Origin of the sequence: Fundicoccus sp. Sow4_D5, assembly GCF_052116365.1 — a bacterium.
In the GTDB taxonomy this organism is placed as follows: domain Bacteria; phylum Bacillota; class Bacilli; order Lactobacillales; family Aerococcaceae; genus Fundicoccus.
On the sequence record NZ_JBQKLF010000011.1, the window covers coordinates 1 to 26,943 of the forward strand.

General features: G+C 44.7%; 22 protein-coding genes. 20 read left to right on the forward strand and 2 right to left on the reverse strand.

Annotation, left to right across the window (positions count from 1 at the left end; all coding sequences use genetic code 11):
* The first annotated feature begins 679 nt into the window (after positions 1-679).
* The 5 genes from hisC to tsaD all read left to right on the forward strand — a co-directional run bounded on the left by hisC (position 680) and on the right by tsaD (position 4,987).
* On the forward strand, positions 680-1,762 hold the full coding sequence (gene hisC / locus ACTQ45_RS11290; protein WP_441763763.1) for a histidinol-phosphate transaminase: 1,083 nt from the start codon (positions 680-682) through the stop codon (positions 1,760-1,762).
* Positions 1,763-1,880: 118 nt separating this feature from the next.
* On the forward strand, positions 1,881-2,636 hold the full coding sequence (gene tsaB / locus ACTQ45_RS11295) for a tRNA (adenosine(37)-N6)-threonylcarbamoyltransferase complex dimerization subunit type 1 TsaB (RefSeq protein ID WP_441763764.1): 756 nt from the start codon (positions 1,881-1,883) through the stop codon (positions 2,634-2,636).
* Complete coding sequence (gene rimI / locus ACTQ45_RS11300) at positions 2,608-3,279, forward strand: ribosomal protein S18-alanine N-acetyltransferase (protein ID WP_441763765.1); 672 nt, start codon at positions 2,608-2,610, stop codon at positions 3,277-3,279. The genes tsaB and rimI (ACTQ45_RS11300) overlap by 29 nt, the downstream gene beginning before the upstream one ends.
* A 42-nt stretch (positions 3,280-3,321) precedes the next feature.
* On the forward strand, positions 3,322-3,948 hold the full coding sequence (gene rimI / locus ACTQ45_RS11305; protein ID WP_441763766.1) for a ribosomal protein S18-alanine N-acetyltransferase: 627 nt from the start codon (positions 3,322-3,324) through the stop codon (positions 3,946-3,948).
* Positions 3,926-4,987: a tRNA (adenosine(37)-N6)-threonylcarbamoyltransferase complex transferase subunit TsaD gene (gene tsaD, locus ACTQ45_RS11310; RefSeq protein ID WP_441763767.1), complete on the forward strand. Its 1,062-nt coding sequence runs from the start codon at positions 3,926-3,928 to the stop codon at positions 4,985-4,987. Before rimI (ACTQ45_RS11305) ends, tsaD begins: the two co-directional genes overlap by 23 nt.
* A gap of 1,218 nt (positions 4,988-6,205) precedes the next feature.
* Here the strand turns inward: tsaD and ACTQ45_RS11315 are convergent.
* Complete coding sequence (locus ACTQ45_RS11315; RefSeq protein WP_441763768.1) at positions 6,206-7,177, reverse strand: nuclease-related domain-containing protein; 972 nt, start codon at positions 7,175-7,177, stop codon at positions 6,206-6,208.
* Between the two features lie 152 nt (positions 7,178-7,329).
* Between ACTQ45_RS11315 and ACTQ45_RS11320 the strand changes: the two genes are divergently transcribed.
* Positions 7,330-7,626, forward strand: coding sequence for an ArsR/SmtB family transcription factor (locus ACTQ45_RS11320; RefSeq protein ID WP_441750949.1), 297 nt, complete (start codon positions 7,330-7,332; stop codon positions 7,624-7,626).
* Between the two features lie 79 nt (positions 7,627-7,705).
* Entirely contained in the window at positions 7,706-9,718 is a 2,013-nt protein-coding gene (locus ACTQ45_RS11325; RefSeq protein ID WP_441763769.1) for an ABC-F family ATP-binding cassette domain-containing protein, read from the forward strand.
* A gap of 666 nt (positions 9,719-10,384) precedes the next feature.
* On the opposite strand, the gene ACTQ45_RS11330 is transcribed toward ACTQ45_RS11325, so the two are convergent.
* Positions 10,385-11,167, reverse strand: a complete 783-nt coding sequence (locus tag ACTQ45_RS11330) for an IclR family transcriptional regulator (protein WP_441750945.1) — start codon at positions 11,165-11,167, stop codon at positions 10,385-10,387.
* A 264-nt stretch (positions 11,168-11,431) separates the two neighbouring features.
* Here ACTQ45_RS11330 and ACTQ45_RS11335 point away from each other — a divergent pair, with 264 nt between their 5' ends.
* The 13 genes from ACTQ45_RS11335 (at position 11,432) to ACTQ45_RS11395 (ending at position 26,773) form a co-directional block, all read left to right on the forward strand.
* Entirely contained in the window at positions 11,432-11,563 is a 132-nt protein-coding gene (locus tag ACTQ45_RS11335; RefSeq protein WP_441750943.1) for a hypothetical protein, read from the forward strand.
* A gap of 49 nt (positions 11,564-11,612) precedes the next feature.
* The gene (locus ACTQ45_RS11340; protein ID WP_441750941.1) at positions 11,613-12,416 is read left to right on the forward strand and encodes a 2-keto-4-pentenoate hydratase; all 804 of its coding nucleotides are present in this window, start codon (positions 11,613-11,615) and stop codon (positions 12,414-12,416) included.
* Positions 12,417-12,421: 5 nt separating this feature from the next.
* Positions 12,422-13,309 (forward strand): acetaldehyde dehydrogenase (acetylating), encoded by an 888-nt coding sequence (locus tag ACTQ45_RS11345; protein WP_441763770.1) that lies wholly within the window; start codon positions 12,422-12,424, stop codon positions 13,307-13,309.
* Between the two features lie 15 nt (positions 13,310-13,324).
* Positions 13,325-14,341 carry a 4-hydroxy-2-oxovalerate aldolase gene (gene dmpG, locus ACTQ45_RS11350; protein WP_441750937.1) on the forward strand — a complete coding sequence of 339 codons (1,017 nt, stop codon included), beginning with the start codon at positions 13,325-13,327 and terminating at the stop codon, positions 14,339-14,341.
* A gap of 462 nt (positions 14,342-14,803) precedes the next feature.
* Complete coding sequence (locus ACTQ45_RS11355) at positions 14,804-15,880, forward strand: VOC family protein (RefSeq protein ID WP_441763771.1); 1,077 nt, start codon at positions 14,804-14,806, stop codon at positions 15,878-15,880.
* A gap of 232 nt (positions 15,881-16,112) precedes the next feature.
* On the forward strand, positions 16,113-16,949 hold the full coding sequence (locus ACTQ45_RS11360; protein WP_441750933.1) for an alpha/beta fold hydrolase: 837 nt from the start codon (positions 16,113-16,115) through the stop codon (positions 16,947-16,949).
* Between the two features lie 1,582 nt (positions 16,950-18,531).
* Entirely contained in the window at positions 18,532-19,737 is a 1,206-nt protein-coding gene (gene fadE, locus ACTQ45_RS11365; protein WP_441750931.1) for an acyl-CoA dehydrogenase FadE, read from the forward strand.
* Between the two features lie 348 nt (positions 19,738-20,085).
* Complete coding sequence (locus tag ACTQ45_RS11370; RefSeq protein ID WP_441751318.1) at positions 20,086-20,988, forward strand: LysR family transcriptional regulator; 903 nt, start codon at positions 20,086-20,088, stop codon at positions 20,986-20,988.
* Between the two features lie 224 nt (positions 20,989-21,212).
* Positions 21,213-22,391, forward strand: a complete 1,179-nt coding sequence (locus tag ACTQ45_RS11375; protein WP_441750929.1) for an acetyl-CoA C-acetyltransferase — start codon at positions 21,213-21,215, stop codon at positions 22,389-22,391.
* Positions 22,392-22,467: 76 nt separating this feature from the next.
* Entirely contained in the window at positions 22,468-23,586 is a 1,119-nt protein-coding gene (locus tag ACTQ45_RS11380; protein WP_441763772.1) for an acyl-CoA dehydrogenase family protein, read from the forward strand.
* A gap of 12 nt (positions 23,587-23,598) precedes the next feature.
* Positions 23,599-24,447, forward strand: coding sequence for a 3-hydroxybutyryl-CoA dehydrogenase (locus tag ACTQ45_RS11385; protein ID WP_441750925.1), 849 nt, complete (start codon positions 23,599-23,601; stop codon positions 24,445-24,447).
* 24 nt (positions 24,448-24,471) lie between these two features.
* A complete protein-coding gene (locus ACTQ45_RS11390; protein ID WP_441763773.1) occupies positions 24,472-25,251 on the forward strand; it encodes an enoyl-CoA hydratase-related protein in 780 nt (259 codons plus the stop codon).
* A gap of 187 nt (positions 25,252-25,438) precedes the next feature.
* Positions 25,439-26,773, forward strand: a complete 1,335-nt coding sequence (locus ACTQ45_RS11395; protein ID WP_441750921.1) for a GntP family permease — start codon at positions 25,439-25,441, stop codon at positions 26,771-26,773.
* Positions 26,774-26,943: the final 170 nt, after the last annotated feature.

Below are 26,943 nucleotides of genomic sequence, written 5' to 3' on the forward strand. Positions count from 1 at the left end.
CACCCATAAACCCAAAGGTGTCACTCCATTCCACTGCGTGACGATTAAATGAAAGCACCCATGCTCTTTATCAAATCGTCCGGTCCGATAGGAGCGGACACCTTTATCTTTCTATACAAGCTGTGCCCGTCAACAAGCGGTTTGCTATAAACTGACCGTCTGACCATCCTACAATTCCAACAAACTTTCGAAATTTTCAATCCCCTCTCAAACTCATCTACCCATCCTAATTACTCGATCTCTCAAAGTCACCATTGTCGCACAAGCCTTCTCTTTCTCCCCTCCATCAAACATAGTCAAACTTTCACCCAGATTTGTTCGCGTCCTAAAAGCTCACTGGAGAAGGCGGGACTGGACTGGCTGGCTCTAGGCCGCTTGGCGCACATGAAGTCCTGGGAGCCAAGCGACCTAGGACTTCAGTAGACAGGCGAGTGGTAATCTCCTTGCCGGCTGCGGCGACCACCGCAGACCAACAAGAGATGAAGACGTGCCCCAGCTAGTCCAGGCACCGCCTTCGCAAGCGAGCCCGCGCCACCCAACAACACCTCAACAACACCCCACCCCTCAAAAAATAAGCTACCAAACTTCTTACAAGACACCATCATAAGGCTAGCAAACTTGACTTTTTGTGGTATGCTTATTGATACGAAAAACTGATGGAATGGAATGAGGAACGCCTATGAAGCAAGAAGCTAAACGTAATACGACCCACTTGTCGCGCTATGTGCCAGACCTTGAGCCGGAAGCACTCCAGGCTCAATTGAAGATTGACCATGCGCCGGTTCGTCTATCGATGAATGAAAATGTCTACGGCCCATCGCCCAAAGTGGCTGAAGCCATCCAGGCATGGACGGGCGCCCATGCCCACCGTTACCCGGATACGCGCTTGACTCAACTGCGCGAGGCGCTGGCGACTTATCACGGCGTAGATCCTGATGCTCTGGTGTTCACCAACGGCTTGGACGAGATGATTCAAATCTTGCCGCGTACTTATATAGAACCGGGCGATGAAGTTCTGGTCCATACGCCAACTTTCCCGGAATATGCCAGCCAAGCGCGCGTCGATGGCGCAAGCATTATCGAGGTGCCGGACAAGCAACTTGCGGTAGATTGGCCGGGCATGAAGGCTGCCATTAGTGAGCGCACCAAGTTAATTTACTTATGTAACCCGAATAATCCGACCGGTAATATGGAGCCCTTGGACCAAATTGAAGCCTTTCTGGATCAAGTTCCAGCCAACATCCTGGTCGTTCTGGACGAGGCTTACTTCCAATATAGTGGTCTAGCAGAGACGCAATCTGGCTTCTCAATTTTTGCTGATTACCCGAACTTGATGATTATGCGTACTTTCTCGAAAGCTTATGGCTTGGCTAATATTCGCTGTGGTTATACGGTTTTACATCCGCAGGCGGCTGAAATTGTTGATGCCACGCGCACACCCTTCAACGTGTCGGGCTTAACTGAAATTGCAGCTCTCGCTGGTTTCCAGGACCATGATTATCTTGCGGAAATTGTCGAGGCGAACCGCCAGGAGCGTGAGTTGTGGCTGGCTTTCTTTGAGGAGCTGGGCCTGACTCATTATCCAAGTTATACGAACTTTGTGATGTTTGAAGTCGACGACGCAACTACTTTAATCAGAATATTCCGTCAAGCCGGTTATATGGTCAGCACCCATAGCTTCCCGAACTGGATTCGTCTAACGATTCCAGAAGCAGGCGATGGTGCCCGCCTACGGACACTGATGCGCCAAGCCCTCTCGTAAGCGAGGGTTTTTTGTGTTAGAATAATGAACGAGAAAATATTCCCATAAGTTGTGTTGAAATATTTTGTGAGGATGTTGAAAAAAGATTTGGGCGTTAGCTACAAGTCACAAGAAATAGGTGAAGAGATTGAAATATTTGGCGATTGATAGTTCAACCAAGGCTTTAAGTTTGGCCTTGCTTGACGATGAGACAGTGCTAGCGGAAAACACGCTACTAGCCGAGCAACAACACGGCGTCCTATTAGTACCAGCGGTGGCTCAATTGATGGAACAATTAAATTGGAAAACGAGTGACCTGGACGGCTTGATTACCGGGATTGGACCAGGCTCTTATACAGGTTTACGTGTAGGAGTGACTTTCGCGAAAACATGGGCGAACTCTAAAAAGCTGCCATTATATACCGTGTCTTCGCTCGCCTTGATGGCAGCGGCGGCGATTGATACGCAAGTCGACACACTGATACCGGTAATGGATGCAAGACGTTTGTCAGCCTACACGGCGGTTTACACGGCACGTGAGGGGCAACTGGAAGTCGTTGTGCCGGATGCTCATGTGGATTGGCGCGAATGGCTACAAGCAGTGGCGGACCAATTGGGCGACGAGGTTGTCTTGGTGGGAGCCGGCATTGATGAGTTTGTTGAAGCTTTCTTGGAGGACTTTCCAGACAAGAAGGTTCGAAAGTTGGATGATTGGTCTACTTGGCCACATGCTAGTAAGGCCCTATTGTGTCCGTGGTCTCGTGTGAGTGAGGCGACGTTGTTGGCGCCGAATTATGCGCATGCGACGTTGGCGGAGCGTGAGTGGGCGCAGAAAAATAATACGACTATTGCGAGTGAAGGCGATCATGAAGAATTTATTGAACATTTTACGTAATCAGGAAGTTTATCAAATGGCGACACAGGCGGTGCATTCTTTGAATTATGAGTTGACGGGTGAGGCGGCGCGTAAGGCGTCTGATGGTGTGAAGCATCCTGTTATGGCGCGGATTGCGGCTAAGTTGGAGGGTGAGTCGGATGTGCGTCTGGCGCGTGAGGGTGAGTCGGATTATGTGATTCATTTGCGTGTGGCGACGGCGGCCGATATTGAGGCGATTACTGCTTTGGAGTTGGACGGTTATGATGGTTATTTGGCTTGGGAGCAGGAGGATTTTGAGCGTGATTGGCGGACGAATCCTTATGCGGTCTATTTGTTGTTGGAGCATCATTCGGTAAATGATGAGGATGTGGCTTTGGTTGGTATGGTCACTGGGCGTTTTCTGGCCAAGAAGGCGCATGTGTCGCATTTGATTGTGCATCCTGATTTTCAAGGGCATGGTCTGGGCAGTTATTTATTGAACCAGTGGTTGACTTTGGCCAAGGACGAGAAGATTCGTCAGGCGAGTTTAGAGGTGCGTGAGTCGAATTTGACGGCGCAGATGTTGTATATGAAGCATGGTTTCACGGTGTCGCAGAAGAAGTATAATTATTATTACAATAATAACGAGACGGCGCTGTTGATGGTGCGGCCATTGAATTAGCGAGTGTGTGCTTGGAATGTTGAAGGAGAGGGGGCTGAGGAAATGAGTGGAACAGAACGTAATCGTGGTCGTGACCTGGAGCGTGAGGCGCTGGAGGAGACGGTATTGAATGTGAAGGTGGTTCCTTTTAGGGGAATCGAGTTGCCGCAAGTCCTGCGCTTACAGATAATTGTGGCCAATGAGGCGACGTTTGCTTGGTCAACGGCGATGAGTGAGGCGGATTTCGCCAACGCGCAGTCTGAGTATTATGTGATGGTGCGTGATCGTGATGAGCTGCTGGCTTATGTCAGCCTCCATCATATTCTGGATGAGGCCACGATTAACACGGTCTTTGTTGAGCCGTCTTGGCGTCAATTGGGACTGGGGCTGCATTTGTTTAACTTTGTCTTGGACCAGTTGGCGGCGCGCGACATTTTAAATTTATTTTTGGAAGTGCGGGCGAAGAATGTGCCAGCGCGTGCCTTGTACAGGGCGGCTGGTTTTGAAGAATTGGTCGTACGTCAAGGCTACTACCAGGACCCGGCCGATGATGCGGTGATTATGCAGAAGCATTTGGCGGGTGCTGGTCAGGGTGCTGGTGCGGGTGTTGTGGAGAGCGACGAAGGCCTAGAGGGCGTGAAGCAAAATCAAGAAAGAGGTGCTGGCGATGAGTCAGATTCTAGCGATTGAATCGAGCTGTGACGAAACGAGTGTCGCAGTCATTGAAAATGGTTCGCTCATAAAATCGAATATTGTGGCGTCACAAATCAAGAGCCACATGCGTTTTGGGGGCGTTGTGCCGGAAGTGGCTAGTCGTCACCACGTTGAACAAATCACGCAAGTCATCGACAAGGCCCTGGTCGGAGCTGGCTTGACCAGTGTAGACGATGTCGACGCGATTGCGGTGACGCAAGGGCCAGGACTTGTGGGGGCTTTATTGGTCGGCTTGACGGCTGCCAAAACTTTGGCTTTTGTCCACGACAAACCCTTGATTCCCGTCAACCACCTGGCTGGTCATATTTACGCAAGCCAGCTGATTCAGCCACTGAAGTTTCCTTTGCTGGCGCTGATTGCTAGCGGTGGACATACGGAACTGGTTTACATGCCGGAGGATGGCGTCTTCGAAGTCATCGGCGAGACCCAAGATGATGCGGTCGGTGAAGCTTATGACAAAATAGGGCGCATGTTGGATCTGCCTTATCCAGCGGGGAAACACATGGATCAACTAGCTCAAGAAGGTAGTGAAAGCTATCAGATCCCGCGCGCAATGTTGCATGAAGATAACTTGGACTTTAGCTTTTCAGGAATGAAGAGTGCAGTCATGAACCTGATCCATAATGCTCGCCAACGTGGCGAAACAGTGGTACCAAAGGACTTGGCGACTTCATTCCAGAACGCTGTTGTGGAAGTATTAGTCGAAAAGACGGTTCGTGCGTTGAAGGAATACGGTGGGGATGTTGCTGGTGAATCTGCTGGTTCTGATAGAGGTTCGGGCGTGCTGCCTGTGCGTCAGTTCGTTCTAGCGGGCGGCGTGGCGGCCAATTCAGGTTTACGCGAAGGCTTGACCTCGCGTCTAGCCGCTGACTTTCCTGAACTAGAAGTGTTGATTCCACCTTTATCACTGTGTGGCGACAACGCCGCTATGATTGGAGCAGCCTCTCACCATCTATATAAAGAGAAAAAGTTTAGTGATTTAATGATTAACGCCAAACCAGGCCTGATGTTATAAAAAAGACTGTAGAAGCCGCCCTTGGGCGGCTTTTTATATTTGGGAAGGTGAGGTGAGTATGGCGAAAGAAAAAGGCGTCCGACCTGGGTGGCCGGACGATTAGGGGTGACGGTGTCCGACCTGTGCGGCCGAACGATTAGGGGTGACGGTGTCCGACTTGTGCGGCCGGACGATTAGAGGGAAGGCGTCGGATTTAGGTTGCTGGATGATGTGAGGGGGCCGACTTGTCCGGCTGGCCGATTTGAGGTGAGGGTGCTTTTGTATAATCGTCACGAAACGTAGTGAAGTGACACCTTTATGTTTTTCTAGATGAAATGAATTTACACTTAGCCAAGTGGTGGCTACTAACCATTCTAATTGTTCCACTCAGACTTTGAGTGGTCACGTTAAAGGTTTAATTGTCCCACTCAGAGTTTGAGTGGGCACGTTAAAGTTTTAATTGTTCCACTCACATCTCGAGTGGAACAATTAAACCTAAAACATCACCTAATAGGTGTAATATCAAGAGGGATTATCAAGAACATTACCTTAATTCCAGACATTCCCATCATATTTCTCCCGAAACCCTTCTAATTGTCCCACTCAGAGTTTGAGTGGGCACGTTAAAGTTTTAATTGTTCCACTCACATCTCGAGTGGAACAATTAAAACTAAAACATCACCTAATAGGTGTGTCATCAAGAGGCATCATTAAGGAAATCACCTGAATTCCAGACATTTCCATCATATTTCCCCCCAAAACCATTCTAATTGTTCCACTCAAACTTTGAGTGGTCACGTTAAAGTTTTAATTGTTCCACTCACATCTCGAGTGGGACAATTAAATCTAAAACATCACCTAATAGGTGTAATAACAAGAGGGATTATCAAGAACATCACCTGAATTCCAGACATTTCCCTCATGTTTCCCCCAAAAACCATTCTAATTGTCCCACTCAGACTTTGAGTGGTCACGTTAAAGGTTTAATTGTTCCACTCACATCTCGAGTGGAACAATTAAACCAAAACATCACCTAATAGGTGTGTCATCAAGAGGCATCATTAAGGAAATCACCTGAATTCCAGACATTTCCATCATATTTCTCCCGAAACCCTTCTAATTGTCCCACTCAGACTTTGAGTGGTCACGTTAAACGTTTAATTGTCCCACTCAGATCTCGAGTGGGACAATTAAAACGACACGAACCCTAATACAAGAATGATAACTAACACAAGACCATTATTTTCCTCTACGAGGTGCTCGAATAGGCACGGTTCCATAAGGCTGACGGAAATATGGATTGATGTAGGCTGCATACTTCCCGCGGCTACTCATCTTGTAGCGGGCACCTAGAATTTGGCGAATGGTTTTGCGAGGCACCTGTCCAGCCAAAAACCACTCGATGTCTGCGACCGTCACGACAGGAGCATCGTGGAATATCTTGCAATAATCCTCGACCGCGTGCCAGATGGCCTCTCCCTTACTAAACCGATAACGCCCACATGGACACTCGAGCGACCGTTGGGTCACCAGCAGGTGGCGGCCGCCACACTCTGGACACAACAGACCTGTTTCGAGCCGCGCCAAATGGGCATCCTCAACACGCGGGGCCCAATACTTGCTCTGACTCTCCAAAGTCAGCAAGCGACTGGCCGCCCACTGAGCCCCGACACTCCCCCGGCCGTGACGACTGCCATAGGCAGCCGCTGATTCTTTCTGCAAGTCTTGCAAGGTTCGCATCACATGCGCGCGAGGGATGCAGCCAAAAGCAGCTGTATCGTCCACCGATACCAACTGATCCGAATTCATGAACATCAACATACCTTCCACAGGCAGATCCAAACCTACTCGTTTGGTCAAAGCGCGCAGACGATCCATCGAAGACTGGAAGGCCGCCAACGGATTACTCTTGGCCTCGTTCCCGCCAAAGTATGCACGCCCTTGAGCATAAGAGAAATCCACCCGATAATACTTCGCATTCAAATTATAAATGCGGTGATGCGTAATTAACAGCACATCACACTCGACCTGCTGGTCCAGCCAAACATTACGCCCGACCCAAGCCTCCTCACCAAACACTGACTTCACCATCTCCAATAACTCAGCCTCGCCGCGCGCGCCACACTCTTCCAGACCCAACTTGAACAACTCGTCCTCACTCAAAGCCCCACGACGTGCCATCGCATGATACCAATACAAATTTCCGGTCATATATTGTCCTCCTTTTTACCATCTATCTATAAATACGTAAAAAGAGACCCAATCTCACTTTAAAAATTTATTAAATTTTGAAAATATTGCAAATACTTTTCCGGCCTGTTAAACTATTCATATGAATAATTAATCATAAGTAGGTGAAAACAATGGAGAAACTGCATAAAATCAAGGAGGCCAGCCGGATATTCAAAGTATTAGCCGACCCGACCCGCCTGGCGATCTTGCGATTACTTGAAGGCAAGGAGCTTAATGTGACGGCGATTTCCGAAGGACTCGAGATGGAACAATCCGCCATCTCCCATCAACTGAAAACACTCAAAGATGCCCGCCTGGTCAAAGCGCGCCGTGATGGCAAGAGTATGATTTATAGCCAACTCGACGGGCACGTCTACGAAATCCTGGCCCAAATGTTCACGCACGTAGAGGAGAAAGACTGCGACTAGACTAATAGCCACAGCCAATACCCACCCAAGACCTAACATGATATAATGCTGAGTGAAGATAAACAGAGGAGACAACCACATGATACTACTACAAGCTAACCAAGTGAGCCGACGTTTTGCAGACGCGACCCTCTATGAGAACGTGTCCTTTAGCATCCAAACGAATGACCGCATTGCACTCGTTGGACGAAACGGTACCGGCAAATCCACCTTAATTAAACAAATCATGGGCGAGGAGCCCCTATCAGACGGCGCACTGTCACGCGCCAAAGGCCTCAAAGTCGGCTACCTAGAACAACACGTAGCCATCGACTCAGACCGGACCATCTGGGCGGAAATGTTAAACGTCTTTGATGACACACTGCGCCTAAGGGACCAGGCCCAGAAGGCGGCCGAACAATTGGCCCAAGAAGCCGAGAATACCGACTCGCCAGCTTACGAGGCGGCCTTGGAGCGCTATGACCAACTACAAGAGCGCCTTAAAGATAAGAATGCCTATGCGATCGAATCGGAAATCCGCACGGTTCTACATGGCTTTCGCTTCTATGAAGAAGATTATGAGCGTCCCGTTCAATCCCTATCGGGCGGCCAGAAGACCCGCCTGGCCTTAGCGCAAATCCTCTTAATGGATTATGACCTCTTGATATTAGACGAGCCGACCAACCACCTCGACATGGAAACGCTGGCTTGGCTAGAGACATACCTATTAGGTTACAAGGGGGCGCTCCTTATCGTATCGCATGACCGCTACTTCCTGGATAAGGTGGCTAAAGAAGTCATCGAGCTGCGCCATCATACACTACACATTTATAAAGGAAACTATTCCTATTATCTGAAAGAAAAAGAGGCCCGCTTGGAACAAGAATTCAAGCTTTATGCGCGTCAACAAGATGAAATTGCAAAACTTGAAGACTATGTCCGCCGCAATCTGGCCCGCGCCTCGACCACCAAGATGGCTCAAAGCCGCCGCAAGCGACTTGAGAAAATGGACCGCCTCGAGCGTCCTAAACAAGACGCCAAAGCGCCGCGCATCCAGTTCTCAGCCCGCAAGGATTCAGGCGAACGCGTGCTAGCTGCCGACCAACTAGCCATCGGTTATCCAAACGACAAGGCACCTATCGCGACAAACATCAACATGGACTTGCGTCGCCAAGAAGCGATCGCCATCGTTGGCCCAAACGGGGTTGGCAAGACGACCTTCCTCAAGACACTTCTGGGCCGCTTAGCTCCCAAAGCCGGCGATGTTACGACGGGCACCGGCGTCGAAGTCGGCTACTACGAGCAGAATGTTAACACACTTGACCCGAATCAGACGGTTTTGGAAACATTGTGGCAGGCCCAGGATAACACTGATGAGTGGATTGTCAGGAGTATTCTTGGCAGCTTCTTATTCAGTGGCGAAACTGTCGAGAAAAAAGTGTCCATGCTGAGTGGTGGTGAAAAGGCCCGCTTGAGTTTAGCGCTGTTGGCGACCGAGCACGATAACACCTTGCTCCTGGATGAGCCGACCAACCACCTGGACATCGACAGCAAGGAAGTCCTCGAGGAGGCCTTGATCGAGTACGACGGCACACTGCTATTCGTGTCGCATGACCGGTATTTCATCAACCGTATCGCCACCCAAGTACTGGAAATCGCAGCTGACGGCGCCACGATGTATCTGGGCGACTACGACTATTACCTGGCCAAGAAGGAAGAACTCGCCCAAATTGCCGAAATGACTCAAGGGAAAATAAGCCCTTCGAAAGGTGGCGACAAAGCAACAACCGCGTCTGCCAGTGGCGAATCTTCAAGTGGGGGCAAGGCGCAGTTGAGCTATGCCGCCACCAAGCAATTGGCGCGCGAACACCGAAAGCTAAGCCAAGCCGTGGACAAAGCTTGGGACGCCAACGAGCAACTGGATGCCCAGATTGCGAGCCTCCATCAGTCGCTTGCACAAGCGGCCGAGGCCAACGATCAAGTCCAACTGGCCGATCTCCACGATGACTTGAAGGCCGTCGAAGAAGACCAACTCCTCGCTTTAGATGCCTGGGAGAGCGCTTCCCTCGAGTTGGAAGCCTTCCTAGAAGACCACCCGGAGTTAGATAAATAAAAGTTTGATGATTTACCCTGCAAAAGCCCTCAAATCCAAGGATTCGAGGGCTTTTTGTCTAGTTAAGAATAAAGTGCTTATTTTAACGTGACGACTCACTGTTTGAGTTAGCACGTTAGATAGGTAACGAGTCGACACATTAAAGGTGATTATGAGAGAGAATCTCATAAAGTTTGAGGTTTTCGGCTCAAATCAGCGTGTTTTTTGTCATAATTTTGGCTTCATATCACGTATAAGGTGATGTTTTTATTTTAATGTGTCGACTCGCGTTTTGAGTTAGCATGTTAGATAGGTTAACGAGTCGACCAATTGGCGAGTCGACACATTAAAGGATGATTACGAGAGAGCTTCTAGTAAAACGTGATGTTTTGTAATCCCTCGATATAAAAGAAAATCTCTACCCACCAAAATATAAAGGAGTCACTCCATTGCATTTCGTGACAATCATAAAGCCACCGCTCTTAATCTAATCGTTCGACTCGCCAGAGTAGGACTCCTTTATCTCTTCTTGCAATCGCCGGCCTAACAAGTCGGCTTGGATCGTCTATCTCTCCTTTATCCTTTTCTTCTTGAAAGCTCTGTCTTAACAAGTAAGGTGGCTTATCAAGCCAATTAAAAAACAGCCTTTTTCTAAAGGCTGTGGGCGTTTCCCTACTAAATATAATGTTAATGGTTGTCGTCTTCATCGTAGCCGAGACGTTCGGAGGCGTCGTGGGCGGCTTCTTTCATAATTTTGATGAATTGTTCAAGCTTGCCTTTGTTGACGCGTGATAAGGGGCCGACAACTGTGATGGCACAAGCAATCTTGCCTGACATATCCCGGACTGGTACGGCAATCGAATAGTTATTCTTGGTGATTTCTTCGATACTCATCGCATAACCTTGACGGCGTACTTTTTCAAGTTCCTTCTTGAACTTGATGGGGTTAGTAATCGTGTGCTCGGTGTAAGCCTTGACACCATCTTCGAACATTTGATCAATCACCTCAGGGTCTGCCTCTGCCAAGATGACTTTTCCGGAGCTGGCTGCGTAAGCAGCATTATGGGCACCGACAGAAGTTAGAATGTTGGAATAGTAGGGGCCAGTGTTTTTGTTGAGATAGATAACATCTTGTCCCTCTAAAACCGCTACGTGTGCACTCTCACCGGTTTGAAGGACGATATTATTTAAAACGGGTGCGACTTCACGGTACAATTCGTTCGTGCTTGTCAAGGCGCCTCCTAAAGTTAAAACGGAGTAGCCGAGACGGTAGCCAGCCGTTTCAGTGTCTGGTGCTAGAAAGTCTTCTGAAACTAAGGTGCTGATTAGGCGACTGACAGTTGATTTTGACACACCGAGCTCTTCGGCTAGATCACTGACTCGCTTAACTGGTTGTGTGGTTGTAAAGCTCTTCAAAATTTTTAGCGCATTTTTAACAGATGATAATTGACCCGACCTTTTTTCACTCATCCAAATTCCTCCTACGATCTAATTTACTAACCATACAGGCAAGACTTACAAGCGACATACTCAAGCGACTTACTCAAGTGACATATTATAGTAGCTTTACCTTCCACACGATCTTTACAAGTCAGGCCCGAAAGCTAGCCGACCCCTCACTTCTCCTAGACTTTAGCGAGGTGCCAAGGTTGCGAGCTATGTGTTGGAGGGCGTATCTTGCTTCTAGCGAAACAAATGGGGAGCCCTATTTTGCCATGAAAGGAAGCGGTTTCTTTGTTAGAATACGCTTTCATGTTAACATTATTTGCGTATGTTGTAAATGTTATTTGTTTGTTGCGTCTATCGCAACAAATGGGTGCATCGGCTTTTGGGATGGGTTATTATGTAGTTGTAGCCAAGAGGTAACGCTTACAAGTTGTAAGTTGTGAAGGCCTCTGATTGAAAGGAGCATATCATGTCGAAAGTTTATGAACCTTATGTGGTTAAGTTGGCACATCACTTGTGTGAGGCCTTTAATCAGCAGGAGGGTGTGTCGCCAGTAGTTTCAGAGCATCCGGCTTTAACAGTCAAGGAGGCTTATGACATTCAATTATATAATATCAATGCTCAGCTAGCTGATGGAAAAACGATTGTTGGTAAAAAAATCGGTTTGACTTCTAAAGCGATGCAGGAGTCATTAGGCGTGGACGAGCCAGATTATGGTCACTTGTTAAATGATATGGTGATTACAAAAGAGTCGCCAGTTATTTATTCGGATCAAGTCTTACAACCTAGAGTTGAGGGTGAGTTAGCTTTTATCTTGAAGGAAGATTTAGTTGGACCTAACGTCACAGTTGAAGAGGTGCTTGCTGCTACTGAGAGTATTGTCGCAGCCATCGAGATTGTGGATAGTCGTGTCAAAGATTGGCAAATTACGTTACGTGATACAGTGGCTGACAATGGGTCATCTGCTTACTATATTCTAGGTGACAAGGCGTTTTCTCCGGCTGAGTTAGATCGTGTCGGCGTGAAGATGCAATTGTTCAAGAATGGCGCCTTCATTAACGAAGGGGATGGTTCAGCAGTTCTAGGCGATCCAGCTTACTGTGTGGCTTGGTTAGCTAACAAGTTACATCAATTTGATATTAGTCTTAAAAAAGGCGAAGTCATTCTAGCCGGTGCGTTATCAGCGGCAATCCCAGCAGAAATCGGGGATGAGTTTGAAGTTAAGTTTACAGAAGGTTTAGGTAACGTCAGCATTAAATTTGAAGAAAGGTAGAGTGAGTGAATTTGTCGAGAAAAGTTACAGCAGCAATTATCGGCCCTGGTAATATCGGTTCTGACTTAATGATGAAGTTGTTAAGATCAGATGTCATTCAACCTATCGCGATGATCGGCGTTTCAGATGATTCACGCGGTATGAAAATGGCCAGAGAAAATGGCCTAACGACAGTGCCAACTGGCATTGATGGTATTAAAGATTTAGAAGTGATTCCTGAATTAATATTCGATGCAACATCAGCTTATGCGCATGAGTATAATGCAGCGGTCGCAAAAGAATTAGGCAGTCGCATGTTTGACTTAACACCCGCCGCAATTGGTCCTTTCGTTTCACCAACGGTTAACCTTGAGGAACATATCGATGCAGAAAACGTCAACATGATTACATGTGGGGGGCAAGCAACGACACCAATCATCTCAGCAATTTCTGATGTGGCTCCGGTTGAATACGCTGAAATTGTCGCAACAATTTCAAGTAAATCAGCTGGTCCTGGAACGCGTGCTAACATTGATGAGTTTACTGAAACAACTGCTAAGGCGATTGAAGAAGTCGGTGGCGCTAAAAAAGGGAAAGCGATTATTATCTTGAACCCGGCTGAACCACCCATCTTAATGCGTGATACGATTTATACTTTGATCGAAGGCGAGTTCGAAGAAGCAGCCGTTATCGCTTCCGTAGAAAAACGCGCTAAAGAAATCCAAGCCATTGTACCGGGGTATCGTTTAAGAACAGCGCCAATTATTGATGGTCAATTGGTAACAGTCTTTGTTGAAGTAGAAGGCGCAGGCGATTACTTGCCAGTCTACTCAGGAAACTTAGATATCATGACTGCTTCTGCAGTGGGTGTTGCCGAACGTGTTGCTCGAGAAATATTAAAAAAAGAAGCATAGGAGGTGCACAAAAGAATGACTAAAAAAGTAACAGTACTAGAAGTTGCCTTACGTGATGGTTCCCATGCGGTGCGCCACCAATATACGCTCGATCAAGTAACATCGATTGTTAAAGGCCTAAATGATGCCAAAGTGCCTTACATTGAAGTCTCACATGGTGACGGTATCGGCGGATCATCTGTTCAATACGGTTTTTCACATACTTACGATATTGACTTAATTAAAGCGGCTAAAGAAGTTGCCGATTATTCCAAAATATCTGTACTCTTATTACCAGGTATTGGAACGGTTGAAGATTTGAAATTGGCGCGCGCAGCCGGTGCCGATATGGTCCGCGTTGCCACTCACTCAACGGAGGCAGATGTTTCAGCTCAACATATTAAGTACGCTAAAGAAGTACTTGGTATGGAAGTGGTTGGTTTTCTAATGATGGCTCATATGACAACGCCAGAGCGTTTAGTTGAAGAAGCCTTAAAAATGCAAAGTTATGGCGCGGACATTATTTATGTCACAGACTCAGCCGGTGCGATGTTACCTGGCGGTGTAACAGAACGTGTGACAGCTTTAGTTGCTGCACTAGATGTACCCGTTGGCTTCCATGCGCATAACAACTTGGGATTAGCGATCGGTAATACGTTAGCAGCGATTGATGCTGGTGCAAGTTTTGTCGATGGCAGTGTCAGAGCTTTAGGTGCAGGTGCAGGTAACACACAAACAGAAGTTTTAGTGGCGGCTTTAGATAAAGCTGGTATCGAAACAGGCGTAGATGTTTACGGCATTATGGATGTGGCAGAAGATTTAGTGGCACCTATTATGGAATCACCACAAATCGTTGACCGTGACAATATTGTCTTAGGTTATGCCGGCGTCTACTCAAGCTTTAGATTGTTCGCTCAAAGAGCAGGTAAGAAATACGATTTAGAGCCACGCGATATTCTGACTGAATTAGGCCGTATTGGCGTAGTCGGTGGCCAAGAAGATATGGTGGTGGATGTGGCAGCCAGAATGGCTGACGAACGCGACCAAGTTTAAAAGCTTGCCGTTCACCAAAAAGCTCGGTCATTAAAATGATTTGAGCATAGACAAGGCACGTCCTGTTGAAGAGGCAAGTTGCGTAAACTGGACGCGTCCTGTCAATTAGGATAGTTCCATAAACTAGGACTCGTCCCATAACCGGGACGCGACCCACCAAACCAGACGAGTCCACTCATCACAACGCCCATCAACAGGCGTCCGTCACACACCTCAAAATTTAATAGTCTAGAAATCGTCCCCGGGCGATTTCACTAAACTTAAGAATGAAAGCGGTCTTATCACCGCATTTAAACGAATGACTCACCGTATTTAAACGAATTTCCAGTTTAAAGGAGTTGATCAACGCTTCAAGCAAGGGTGTCAGTTGCTCAAGGTCTGTAATATCCTATTTTGTGAAAAAAGGTTGCCCCCAATCAACCTGTAAAAAAATAAAAACTTATTTAAGAGGAGAAATTTAAAATGACAGAAACTTACGTAGAAAAATTCCGTGATGTCCATCAATTAGCCCATGCTGAGTTATACACACCGGTGATCGATAAGTCGGTTGAGTTCTTTACAGAGATCTTAGGGATGACAGTGGTTCATGAAGAGAACGGGTCAGTTTACTTGCGTGCATACGAAGATACTTACAAATATTCGTTAATTTTAACGCCTCATCATGAAGCAGGCATGAAGCATACAGCTTTTCGTACGTATTCACCACAAGCTTTAGAGCGTCGTGTGGAAGCTTTAGAAGCAGCAGGTGTTAAGGGTGAGTGGATTGAAGAGAGCTATGGCCATGGTCGTGCTTATCAATTCGATGATTTAGATGGTCACCGTTTAGAGTTATTCTGGGAAGTTGAGCGTTACGAAGCGCCTGAGCATTTATCGTCACAATTACGCAACCGTCCACAACGTCGTCCATTAAGAGGGGTGCCAGTTCGTCGGATTGACCACGTAAACTTCTTAACTAACGAAGCAAAAGTACCTGAAAATGCGCAATTCTATGTTGATCAATTAGGCTTCAATATTCGTGAAGGCGTTAAGAAGCCAGATGGCGATTTCTTCGCAACATGGTTATCAGTGTCTCCATTAGTTCATGAGGTTGCTTTGATGGGTGATATGTTAAACGGCAGCGGTCGTTTCCACCACTTGGCTTTCTGGTATGGCATGCCTCAACATTTAAATGATTTATCTGATGTATGTAAAGAGTATGGTATTCCGATCGAAGCTGGTCCCCTGAAACATGGTGTTTCACAAGCTTTATGTATGTATGTGATTGAGCCAGGCGGCAACCGTATCGAATTATTCGGTGACTCAGGTTACTTAATTTTTGATCCAGATTTCCCAACGGTTGAATGGCCTGCAGAAGATACTGAATTAGCGATCATTTGGTACGGTGGTCGTTTACCTGAAACGTATTTCCGTCACGGAACGCCAGCGATCAAAGATGAAACAGATGACTTGAACGTTTACTTCGAGCCAGTATCAAACAAGATTTCTCAAGCCAAAGATGCTGAGCAAAAAGAGATGGTTGAGCGTATGACGCAAAGCTAATTTGAACACCCTGTACATATAAATGATTTGCTCTACTAAGCATCATTTAAAGTGATGGCCCGAGTCTGAGCATTTGCTTGGACTTTTGGCCATTAAACCAACATATTAACACATCACTATAACAAAATAGGACAAATAATAAGACGGTGTTCCGCTAGACGGGAATCTCACTGAAACATTATAAGATGTCCCGTATAATGAATATATCAAGCCTTAAGGAGGAATTTTAATCATGAGTAGACCAGAAATTGGTAAAAGTGTTAAAACAGGTAAATTTACAACGAACTATCTAGAAGTTGGTGAAAACGTAGGTGGCGTTCCATTACTTTTCATTCACGGTTCAGGTCCAGGTGTTTCAGCTTACGCTAACTGGCGTTTAGTGTTGCCACTTGTTGAAGAAACAAACCATGCCTATGCCATGGACATGATTGGTTTCGGTTATTCTGACAAACCAACGGGTGACGAAGTGGATTACGGTATCGACTTATGGACACAACAAATCGTTGACTTCATCGATGCCATCGGTGCAGACAAAGTAAACTTAGTAGGGAACTCTTTCGGTGGATCATTAGCCTTCTCAGTGGCTTTGAAATACCCAGAAAAAGTTAACAAAATTATCACAATGGGTGCAATGGGTACCCAAGGCGATATCCCTTACGGTCTAAATGAAGTTTGGGGCTACCAAGGAACGAAAGAACATATGGGCGAGTTAATCGACTTGTTTACATTCGACAAGACATTTGCTTCGGAAGAATTAACACAAGTTCGTTACGAAGCTTCAATGGAACCAGGATTCCACGAAGCCTTCAGTTCAATGTTTCCACACCCTCGTCAAGCATCTGTGGATGATCTATCATTCCCAGACGAAGACTTCAAGACGATTCAACATAAGACCTTATTAGTTCACGGACGTGAAGATAAAGTCGTTCCCGTTGAAAACTCGTTACGTTTAATCCACTTAATTCCTAACGCAGAGTTACATATCTTTGGCGGCTGTGGACACTGGACTCAAATCGAGAAGTCACAAGAATTTGCTGACCTAGTAAACAACTTCGCAGGTCGCGAGTAATTTAAAAGATTATACGAGCAATAGTGGACCATCCTTCGGGATGGTCTTTTTGTTTTATCGTGGGGTGTTGGTAGATGAAGTTGTTTAGATGAAGTTGGATGGTAATGGGTGCTTGTTAGGGGGAGTTTGGTTAGAAGGTGTAAAAAGATGGGGTCACTGTAGAAGCCGGCCCGGGCAATGCGAGAGGCACGCCTTCATCTCTTTCATAGTCAGCCGTCTTACTTGGCTACTGAATTCCTAGGTCGCTGTGCTTTCAGGACCTCATGTGGGCCAAGTGGCCTGATACTCGTATTGTCCAAGCCGGCTTCTACAGTGACCTGCTACTATACGCTACTTAAAGAATGATGGTAGGATGGACGGTGCTAGTGGATGATTAAAATTGACGGTGTAATCTGTGTGTTGTTAGCTAGGCAGCTGCTTTAATCGATAGGTATGGATGATGGCAATAAGGGATACTAACTATATAGTAGGGATAGAAATTAGCGGCAGTGAAAGTAGGATAAATGTCAGCGTGCAGAAAAGCGCTGCTTGTATAAAGCGATATAAACCTCCGTCCGATTCGGCCGGACGATTATATAAGAGCCGGTGGTTTTGTAAAATCGGCATGTCACTAAATGGAAGGCTGTCTTAGCGCTTTAATCAGTGAAAGAGTCACTCTATCTTATAATAGAAAGAACATCTAATTGTGGCGCTCGGATTTCCAGTGGTCATGTTAAAACTCTCATTGGGCGATTCAACTCCTCAGTAGTCACCTTAAAAGCTAACCATCCTAGACAACTTCTGACTGAGACAATCATTACCACCATCCTCTCTACTGAAAATTTACTTATCCATCACAAAGAAAGCACCTTCAAAGTTTTAGTTGACACCCGTCATCTGCTTGGAAATAAAAAAACAAGTCCGTTTAAAAGAAATATTTTGTGAAAAAAAATCATCGAAAACGCTATTAAAATAAACACTATAAAGTAAACTAATGAAAATTCGTGAAGACCGGCAACTGATTTTTTTAGTGGCTTGCTGCCAACGATTCAACTGAATTGCCCAAAAAATCTTAAAAAAGCGGTTAATGTTCGTCTTTCTGCCTAAGTAAGAAGCCAGGCTTAATCTCAATACGTCGATAATAGTCTCGAGTCCACTTGAAGTCTATAAGCTTGACTAATGCCATTATTAACATTCATTAAGTAGAAAAGTTTTTAGAATACTACTACAATGTACTTGTAAGCGTTTATCAAAGAAGTTTTTTGAGACTGTTTTAGTCAGAAGTGACTCCTTAATGACATGCTAATGATTCGTATCCACTAAAAGGCAACTCAAGTTGTCAGGGGGGATTCACTAGACTTTATTAAGGAAGCATGCAACCGATTGAAACTCATACATGATCTTTTGATCAACCCAAGTAAGACCCGTCGCACCGTTACTTTGGTTTTAGCATGAGACCGTGTCACCCGTGCCCCTAATCACGAGGTGAGACAGTAACCAGTGCTAAGAAGCAGTTTTTAGAGCGCCAGTTAGGCTAACTTGCGTTTCATCTAGTTACACCACAAAAAATATATCAACATATAAGCTAAAGGAGCTAGAAAACATGTCAACGAAATCAGAATTAGTTCAAGAATTATACCCAGAAGATTTATTCCACTATGCAGAGTTATTATCTGAAGGTGAAGTAGAAGTATTAGCGGCAGCTCGTAAAGTAATCGAAGCTGAAATTAAACCAGTTATCAATGAGCACTGGGAAAAAGCAGACTTCCCATTTGAAGCATTCTACAAATTAGCTGATGTAGGCATCATGAACAACCCTAAATTATACGTTGGTCGTGAAGGCGAACGCAAACCAAGCGAAATTTATACAGCTTTCCTATACTTAGAATTAGCCCGTGCTGATGCGTCAATCGCAACCTTCTTCACAGTACATGGTGGTTTAGGATACAACACAATCTTACTAGGTGGAAACGAACGTCAAATCGAAGAGTTTGCTCCAAAAGTAGCTAACTTCGAATGGCAAACATGTTTCGGATTAACTGAACCTGATTCAGGATCTGATATCGCTGGTGGATTATCAACAACTGCAGAACGTAAAGGCGACACATGGGTATTAAACGGAGCGAAACGTTGGATCGGTGGAGCTGATACAGCTGACATTATCCCAATCTTTGCACGTGACGTTGAAGATAACCGCATCAAATGTTTCATGGTCCGTAAAGGAGCAGCAGGTTATCACGCTGAGCCAATCAAGCATAAAGCATCATTACGTGCGATCCGTAACGGCCATATCACTTTAGAAAACGTTGAAGTACCAGAAGCAGACCGCTTAGCAAACATCAACGGCTTTAAAGATGTAGCAAGAATCTTAGTATACACTCGTACAGACGTCGCACATATCGCTATGGGTATTACAAACGGTGCATTCATTGCAGCTTTAAACTACACGAAAGAGCGTACACAATTCGGACGCCCAATCGCCCAATTCCAAATCGTTCAAGAAAAATTAGCACGCATGCAAGCGAATGCCATTTCAACATTAGGCTACTCAGTACGCGTTGCTCAATTACAAGAAGAAGGTCGCGAATTAATGCTAAACTCTTCATTAGCTAAAATGCAAAACTCACTAATGATGCGTGAAACAGTCGCATTAGCACGTGAAGTAGTCGGAGGAAACGGAATTACACTGGAAACAGACGTAGCCCGCTTCTTCGCAGATGCTGAAGCAATCTACACATACGAAGGAACACACGAAGTTAACGCCCTAATCATCGGCCGCGAAATCACTGGCTTAGGCGCATTCGTATAAAATAATCGAACGTTAAACAATTTGCCGCAGACCTAACCGTCTGCGGTTTTTTTTGATAAGACTGTTAATCTTAAGGAAATAGACATCCTAATAACCTCCACAAAAACACCCCAAACAACCCAACCTCAAAAATATCACCTCATTGACACCATACAGTAAGCAAGACGAGAATAACAACATCCCCCAGTTTCCAACCTTCTAACATTAAAAGCCTGAAAAACATGACAATTCACTATTCCAACTGACTATACAGCAAAGATGTAGTATAATTACTCTGTATAAGGACTACTTATCGCAGGAGATAGATAATTTTATATAGGAATTGAAAGGAGCAATACTTCCATGTCAATGGATATCACCCAAATGAACTATTTGATCAATATTGTGGAATGCGGTTGTAACTTATCGCTGGCAGCCAAGAAAATCCACATCAGCCAATCAGCGCTGAGTCAATTTGTATCAAATTTTGAGAATAGCGAGGAAGTTTTGTTATTCAACCGTAAGAATGGTCGATTAGAGGGCCTAACGGAAAGTGGCGAAAGAATTTTTCGTTTCGCACAAGAGATTGTTAATAAGGCGCAAGAGATGGAAGAAATTATCCAAAGAGAGTCATCACGTCAAAAGGGGACCATCCGTATCGGTTTACCATCATTGATTCTGCGTGTGTATTTCTCGAACTTTTTCCCCAACTTTTCAATCGAGAACCCGGATATCTCACTTGAAGTAACAGAAGCCGGCAGTCAGGTATTAAGAACGCTCTTATTAAATGACGACATTGATTACGCGATTATTATCGAGCCAACCAACTTAGACTTGAAATCCTTTGAACAACATGTCATCCAATTAGATGAAATGGCCGCTTTTATGGATATCAATCACCCGCTAGCCAGTAAAGAACAACTCGAATGGAAAGATTTAGATGGCTATCAATTAGCTACCTTTAGTAAAACGTTTACTACCCATCAGATTATTTCGGAAAAAATTCAGAAAACGAAAACTAAATCCGACATTGTTTACACGTCGGATTCTTGGGACTACTTAATTGAATCGACTCGTGGCAACGAAGTTGTCACTATTTTGCCTAAACCAGTGGATCAATATATCGATCGCAATGAATTCAAAGTCCTACAATTTCGTGACTTTGTACCCTTTAACTTTACACTTGTGCGTCCACACAATAAGAAATATGGTTCCATGGAAACAGAAGTCTACGAAAGAATTCTGAGATACTTCTACGAACCGGTTCAATAAAAGAAACAGAGCTGACTCTCAAGGGTCAGCTTTTTTATAACATACCAACCGCTGAAAGCGCTATAAATAAGCTGGAAGTCAATCCTTTTATACAACGAAACTCTATTAACTTAACTTATAGAGGTGTTAATTAACAGCTATTTCTATTTCACCCCGATGTCCATTAAAATAAGGACTGTAAACGCTTCGCATAAAATTGAAAATTCGAATTGGAGGAAATTATTGTGACAGAAGTTGTCATCGTAGCAGCACGTCGTTCACCACTAGGTTCTTTTGGAGGATCACTTAAAGGTATTTCAGCAGTTGATTTAGGTGCAACTGTATTGAGAGAGACATTGAAGGATATTAACTTAGACCCTAAAGAAGTAAACGAAGTAATCTTGGGTAACGTTCTAAGCGCAGGCTTAGGTCAAAACGTTGCAAGACAAGTAAGTATCAATGCAGGTCTTCCACAAGAAGTCCCAGCATTAACAATCAATAAAGTATGTGGTTCAGGACTGAAAACAATCATGTTAGGTGCACAATCAATTATGACAGGCGACAACGAAGTCGTAGTCGTTGGTGGAACTGAAAACATGAGCCGTTCAGGTTTCGTATCGAACGACGCACGTTGGGGCGCTCGTATGGGTAACTCAGAAATGGTTGATACAATGCTTAAAGATGGTTTAACAGATGCATTCTCAGGAATCCACATGGGAATTACAGCTGAAAACATCGCTGAAAAATTTGGATTCACTCGTGAACAACAAGATGAATTAGCAGCAGGCAGCCAACAAAAAGCTGAAGCAGCGGTTAAATCTGGTCGTTTCAAAGAAGAAATCGTTCCAATCGAAATTCCACAACGTCGTGGCGAGCCAGTTATCTTTGATACTGACGAATTCCCACGGTTTGGTACAACTGTCGATACATTAGGTAAATTACGTCCAGCTTTCAAAAAAGACGGTACAGTAACATCAGGTAACGCATCAGGAATCAACGATGGTGCGGCAATCTTAGTTTTAATGTCTAAAGAAAAAGCTGAAGCATTAAACATGACACCTATCGCAACAATCGCTTCTTATGCAAGTAGTGGTGTTGATCCTAAGATCATGGGTACTGGACCAATTCCTTCAACTAAAAAAGCTCTTGCTAAAGCAGGCATGACAGTTGACGACTTAGAATTAGTTGAAGCTAACGAAGCTTTCGCAGCTCAAGCTTTATCAGTGGTTCAAGAATTAGGCTTAAACATGGAAACAGTTAACGTTAACGGTGGCGCGATTGCCCTAGGACACCCAATCGGTGCATCTGGTGCGCGTGTTGCAGTCACATTATTACACGAAATGGTTAAACGCGATTCTAAAACTGGTCTAGCAACATTATGTATCGGTGGCGGACAAGGCGTATCATTAATCGTTAAACGTTAAGTTTAATTGGGTGGCATGACCATCCATTTGAAAAGCACTGGATGTCCAACCCTAACCCTCAGAAAGGAAGATTTATATGACGGCTGACTATCAAGCCCTCTTACAACAAGTACGTGAGTATGCCAAAAGTGAACTTGCAGACGTTGCCCAATATTTTGACAGCACGGAAGAATTTCCACAAACACAGCTAGATAAATTTTTAGAACTTGATATCTTCCGTCTCCTTCTTAATGAGGAAGATCAGGGTGATAGTTTGCACGCTTTTATGGAAATTATTCGATTGGTTTCTAAGGAATTTGCAGCGATGGCAAGTATTCTTTTAACGCAAGGTACGTATGCGATTTGGCCATTGCATCGTTACGGAACGAAACGACAGAAAGACGCTTACTTAGAAAAACTCGTTTCAGGTGAGATACTTGGCGCTTTTGCAAAACACGAAGCACAAGACGAAGGTGACCTAAACTTAATGCAAACGACCGCGATTGAAACATCGAGTGGTTGGATCATCAATGGTGAAAAAGAAACAGTCTCGAACGTAACTCAAGCGTCCCTGATTTTTGTGGTCGCTAAAGCTCGCAAATTAAACGGCGATGAAAGCATCGGCCTTTTCCTTGTGGAAACCAATCAGCCGGGAGTCGAAATTGGTGCACCTACTGAGAAAATGGGGATTCGCGCGCTTCCAGTCGCACCTGTCGTTTTCAAAGACGTTAAAGTCGATAAAGACGCAGTCTTAGGTGGTTTATTAGCGGGTAAAGAGCAAGTCGAGAATATTTTTACAAAAATTAAATTAGCAATCGCTATGCAAGCCTTGGGAATTTCTCAAGGGGCTCTTGAAAAAGGGTTGCACTATGCGAGTTTAAACCGAAACTTCGGGAAGCGTCTGATTGACATTGAGAACACACAATTAATTTTAGCGGAAGCTAAAGCTAAGACATTCTCAAACTGTACGATGTTAGAACATGTGATTTTAAAGCATGCTGACGATCCGATTCAAGTCGCTATGGCTAAACTGGCTGCTTCAGAAACAGCGAGTGAAGTTACAGAGGCAATCATTTCTGTCACAGGTGGCTACGGCTACATGCGCAACAATGATATTGAACGGTTTGTCCGTGATGCAAAAGTGACTAGCATTTATGGTGGCTCATCAACCTCCCAGAAAAAATTAATTGCCAAACCTTGGCTTAACAACTATTAGGAGTGAATATTCGTGAGTATTAATAAAGTAATGGTTATCGGTTCAGGACAAATGGGTAGCGGAATCGCCCAAGTTCTAGCACAAGCTGGTTATACAGTCGTTTTAAACGACATCAAACAAGCTTTCGTTGAAGGCGGCTTAGGTAAAATTGTTAAGCAATTAGACCGTGCAGTAGAAAAAGGTCGTATGACTTCAGAAGACGCCCAAGCAACTAAAGCACGTATCTCAACATCTGTTGACTATGCAGATGCAAGCGACGTGGACTTAGTGATTGAAGCAGCAACTGAAAACCGTGATATCAAATTAAGCATTTTCAAACAATTAGATGACATCACACCTGCCCATGCTATCTTAGCTTCAAACACTTCATCATTATCAATTACAGAAATCGCTGCAGCGACGAACCGTCCAAACCAAGTCGTTGGTTTACACTTCTTCAACCCAGTACCTGTAATGAAATTGATTGAAATCAACGTTGGTTTAACAACTGATGAAGCGACTGTTGCAGCAATGCGCGAAGTTGGCGATAAATTAGGTAAAACTTTAGTAGAAGTTAAAGATGCCCCTGGTTTTGTTGTTAACCGTATCTTAATTCCAATGATTAACGAAGCAATTATTGTGTTAAACGAAGGCATCTCAACAGCTGCTGAAATTGACGAAGCAATGAAAGCGGGAGCTAACCACCCAATGGGACCGCTAGCTTTAGCAGATTTAATCGGTTTAGACACTGTTTTAGCCATCATGAACGTATTATATGAAGGTTACAGCGATTCTAAATACCGTCCCGCTCAACTATTGAAGAAAAAAGTTGAAGCAGGTCACTTAGGCCGTAAAACAGGCCACGGTTTCTTCGAGTATTAATCACAGAAAAGGGAGACGATGATTATGACAGAATTTAATACAGTCTTACTAGAGAATAATGCAGGGATCGCGACTTTAACGATCAACCAACCAAAATCTTTAAACGCACTTAGCTCAGAAGTACTTTCAGATATTTCTGCAGCTGTTGATGCCGTCGCAGCTGACACATCAGCTCGCGTACTGGTTATCACCGGTGCTGGCGACAAAGCGTTCGTAGCGGGCGCTAACATCAAAGAAATGTTACCTTTATCTCCTGAAGAAGGCGAAGCCTTATCTAAGTTAGGTAACGATACTTTCTCAAAAATAGCCAACTTAGCCATCCCGTCAATCGCAGCAGTTAATGGCTTTGCTTTAGGTGGCGGTTCGGAATTAGCCTTATCAGCTGATATCCGTATCGGTTCAACAGCTGCTCGTTTAGGCCAACCAGAAGTTGGTTTAGGCATTATCCCAGGTTTCGGTGGTACACAACGTTTAAGCCGTATCGTAGGTATCGCTAAAGCTAAAGAACTTATCTACACAGGTAAAGTAATCAAAGCTGACGAAGCCTTAAGTATCGGTCTATTAAACCAAGTGGTTGAAGTGGAAGAATTAGCTGAAACAGTTGAGAAGCTGGCTAAAGCCATTATGAAACAAGCACCAAACTCAGTGGCAGCTTCAAAAGAAGCCATCGATAAAGGAATCGAAATGCCTTTAGCAGATGCGTTAACTTTAGAGGCCAAATACTTCGGTGAGCAATTCGCACACGAGAATCAAACAATTGGGATGACTGCTTTCGTAGAAAAAGGTAAACCAGAATTTAAATAAGAATCACACAGGCTGTGACATCCGGACAAATCCCTTGTCACAGCTATTTTTATGTCTTGTTTTAACTTCACTAACTATTAAACCCTATTTTGATAGGGTTGAAAACATCTTGTGAAATATGCGTTATTTGAGCGTTTATCAAGGCACTTAAATGAAAGTGCTTACTAACTTATTGAGGTGAATATAAATGGAATTATTAGGATCAATCGGCGTTCTAGTCGGAATTTTCATGATCATCTTCCTTGCAGTTAAGGAAATGAACATTATTTTAGCAGCACCTTTGGCGACATTATTCGTCATCGCCTTCAACCAAATGGACCCCATTACAACTTTATTGGGCACTGAAAAATTACAATTTATGGGCGCATTAGGTAACTACGTGATGAGTTACTTCGCCGTCTTCTTACTCGGTTCAATTTTAGCTGAGTTAATGAAAGCCAGTGGAGCAACAGTTTCCATCGCGGACTACATCTTATCCAAAGTAGGCCACGATAATCCTTACCGTGTAATGGTCGCTATCTTTGCGATTGCTTCGATTCTAACTTACGGCGGAATCAGTTTATTCGTTGCCATGTTCGCGATTATTCCATTAGCGCGTGACCTATTTAAGAAATTAGATATTTCATGGAGCTTAATCCAAACACCTGTTTGGTTAGGAATCGCAACAATTACAATGACAATGTTACCAGGAACACCGGCTATTCAAAACGTTATTCCAATTCAATACTTAGGCACCTCTTTAACAGCAGCCGCTATTCCATCTATCTTGGGTGCGATCGCAACGACAATTTGGGGTCTATGGTATATGAAGTTCATCTTAAACCGTTCAATCGCCAAAGGTGAAACGTATGCAACGCATACAAATGAAGAAGAAGTCGTTGTATTAGACCGTGAGTTACCTTCATTTGCGGCTTCAATCACTCCTTTAGCAGTGTTAGTAACGATTGCCATTTTAGGTTCAGTGTTCGGTAACGCCTTCTGGAAAACAAACGTTATCTATTTCGCATTAATCGTAGGTATTCTATTAGCGATTGTTTTATTCCGTAACTTCGTTCCGAAAACAATGCAATCATTAAGCCTTGGTGCTCAAGGATCGATCGGACCACTATTCTCGACTGCTTCAGCGGTAGCGTTTGGTGCAGTTGTAATGGCAGCTCCAGGCTTCGTCTTATTCTCTGAATTATTATTAGGCATCCCTGGTGGACCAGAAGTACAATTAACAGTATTAACGGCAGCAATGTCAGGGATCACTGGGTCAACATCAGGTGCTTTAGGAATCGTATTACCTACTTATGGTCAATACTTCGTAGATGCTGGGATGCATCCAGAAATGGTTCACCGAATTGCTTCAGTTGCCGCCAACATCTTAACAGACGTTCCTCACGGTGGTGCGGTTATTACGTTCTTAACTTTAACTAAATTAAACTACAAGAATGGTTTCAAAGACCTATTCACAGTGGTTACAATTGGTGCCATCATTTCAGTTATCGTGATCATCGCTTCAGGCGCTATCCTTTACTAAACAGTAGCGCCCAACTAAACACCAAACGGACGGGGCGCATGCTCCGTCTGTTTTGGAATAAACGGCTGGGAGGACGGTGGGACAGTGAGATGGCGGTAGGTGGTAGGGTAATTAGTAGGTTTGGTGGTTTGGAGAGGGCTGGGAGGGTGTGTGAAGGCGGCGCAATGAGT

Coding starts and splice junctions, on each gene's coding strand:
- hisC (WP_441763763.1), top strand. CDS start 680: ATGAAGCAAGAAGCTAAACGTAATACGACCCACTTGTCGCGCTATGTG.
- rimI (WP_441763765.1), top strand. CDS start 2,608: ATGAAGAATTTATTGAACATTTTACGTAATCAGGAAGTTTATCAAATG.
- rimI (WP_441763766.1), top strand. CDS start 3,322: ATGAGTGGAACAGAACGTAATCGTGGTCGTGACCTGGAGCGTGAGGCG.
- tsaD (WP_441763767.1), top strand. CDS start 3,926: ATGAGTCAGATTCTAGCGATTGAATCGAGCTGTGACGAAACGAGTGTC.
- ACTQ45_RS11315 (WP_441763768.1), bottom strand. CDS start 7,177: ATGACCGGAAATTTGTATTGGTATCATGCGATGGCACGTCGTGGGGCT.
- ACTQ45_RS11320 (WP_441750949.1), top strand. CDS start 7,330: ATGGAGAAACTGCATAAAATCAAGGAGGCCAGCCGGATATTCAAAGTA.
- ACTQ45_RS11325 (WP_441763769.1), top strand. CDS start 7,706: ATGATACTACTACAAGCTAACCAAGTGAGCCGACGTTTTGCAGACGCG.
- ACTQ45_RS11330 (WP_441750945.1), bottom strand. CDS start 11,167: ATGAGTGAAAAAAGGTCGGGTCAATTATCATCTGTTAAAAATGCGCTA.
- ACTQ45_RS11340 (WP_441750941.1), top strand. CDS start 11,613: ATGTCGAAAGTTTATGAACCTTATGTGGTTAAGTTGGCACATCACTTG.
- dmpG (WP_441750937.1), top strand. CDS start 13,325: ATGACTAAAAAAGTAACAGTACTAGAAGTTGCCTTACGTGATGGTTCC.
- ACTQ45_RS11355 (WP_441763771.1), top strand. CDS start 14,804: ATGACAGAAACTTACGTAGAAAAATTCCGTGATGTCCATCAATTAGCC.
- ACTQ45_RS11360 (WP_441750933.1), top strand. CDS start 16,113: ATGAGTAGACCAGAAATTGGTAAAAGTGTTAAAACAGGTAAATTTACA.
- fadE (WP_441750931.1), top strand. CDS start 18,532: ATGTCAACGAAATCAGAATTAGTTCAAGAATTATACCCAGAAGATTTA.
- ACTQ45_RS11370 (WP_441751318.1), top strand. CDS start 20,086: ATGGATATCACCCAAATGAACTATTTGATCAATATTGTGGAATGCGGT.
- ACTQ45_RS11380 (WP_441763772.1), top strand. CDS start 22,468: ATGACGGCTGACTATCAAGCCCTCTTACAACAAGTACGTGAGTATGCC.
- ACTQ45_RS11390 (WP_441763773.1), top strand. CDS start 24,472: ATGACAGAATTTAATACAGTCTTACTAGAGAATAATGCAGGGATCGCG.
- ACTQ45_RS11395 (WP_441750921.1), top strand. CDS start 25,439: ATGGAATTATTAGGATCAATCGGCGTTCTAGTCGGAATTTTCATGATC.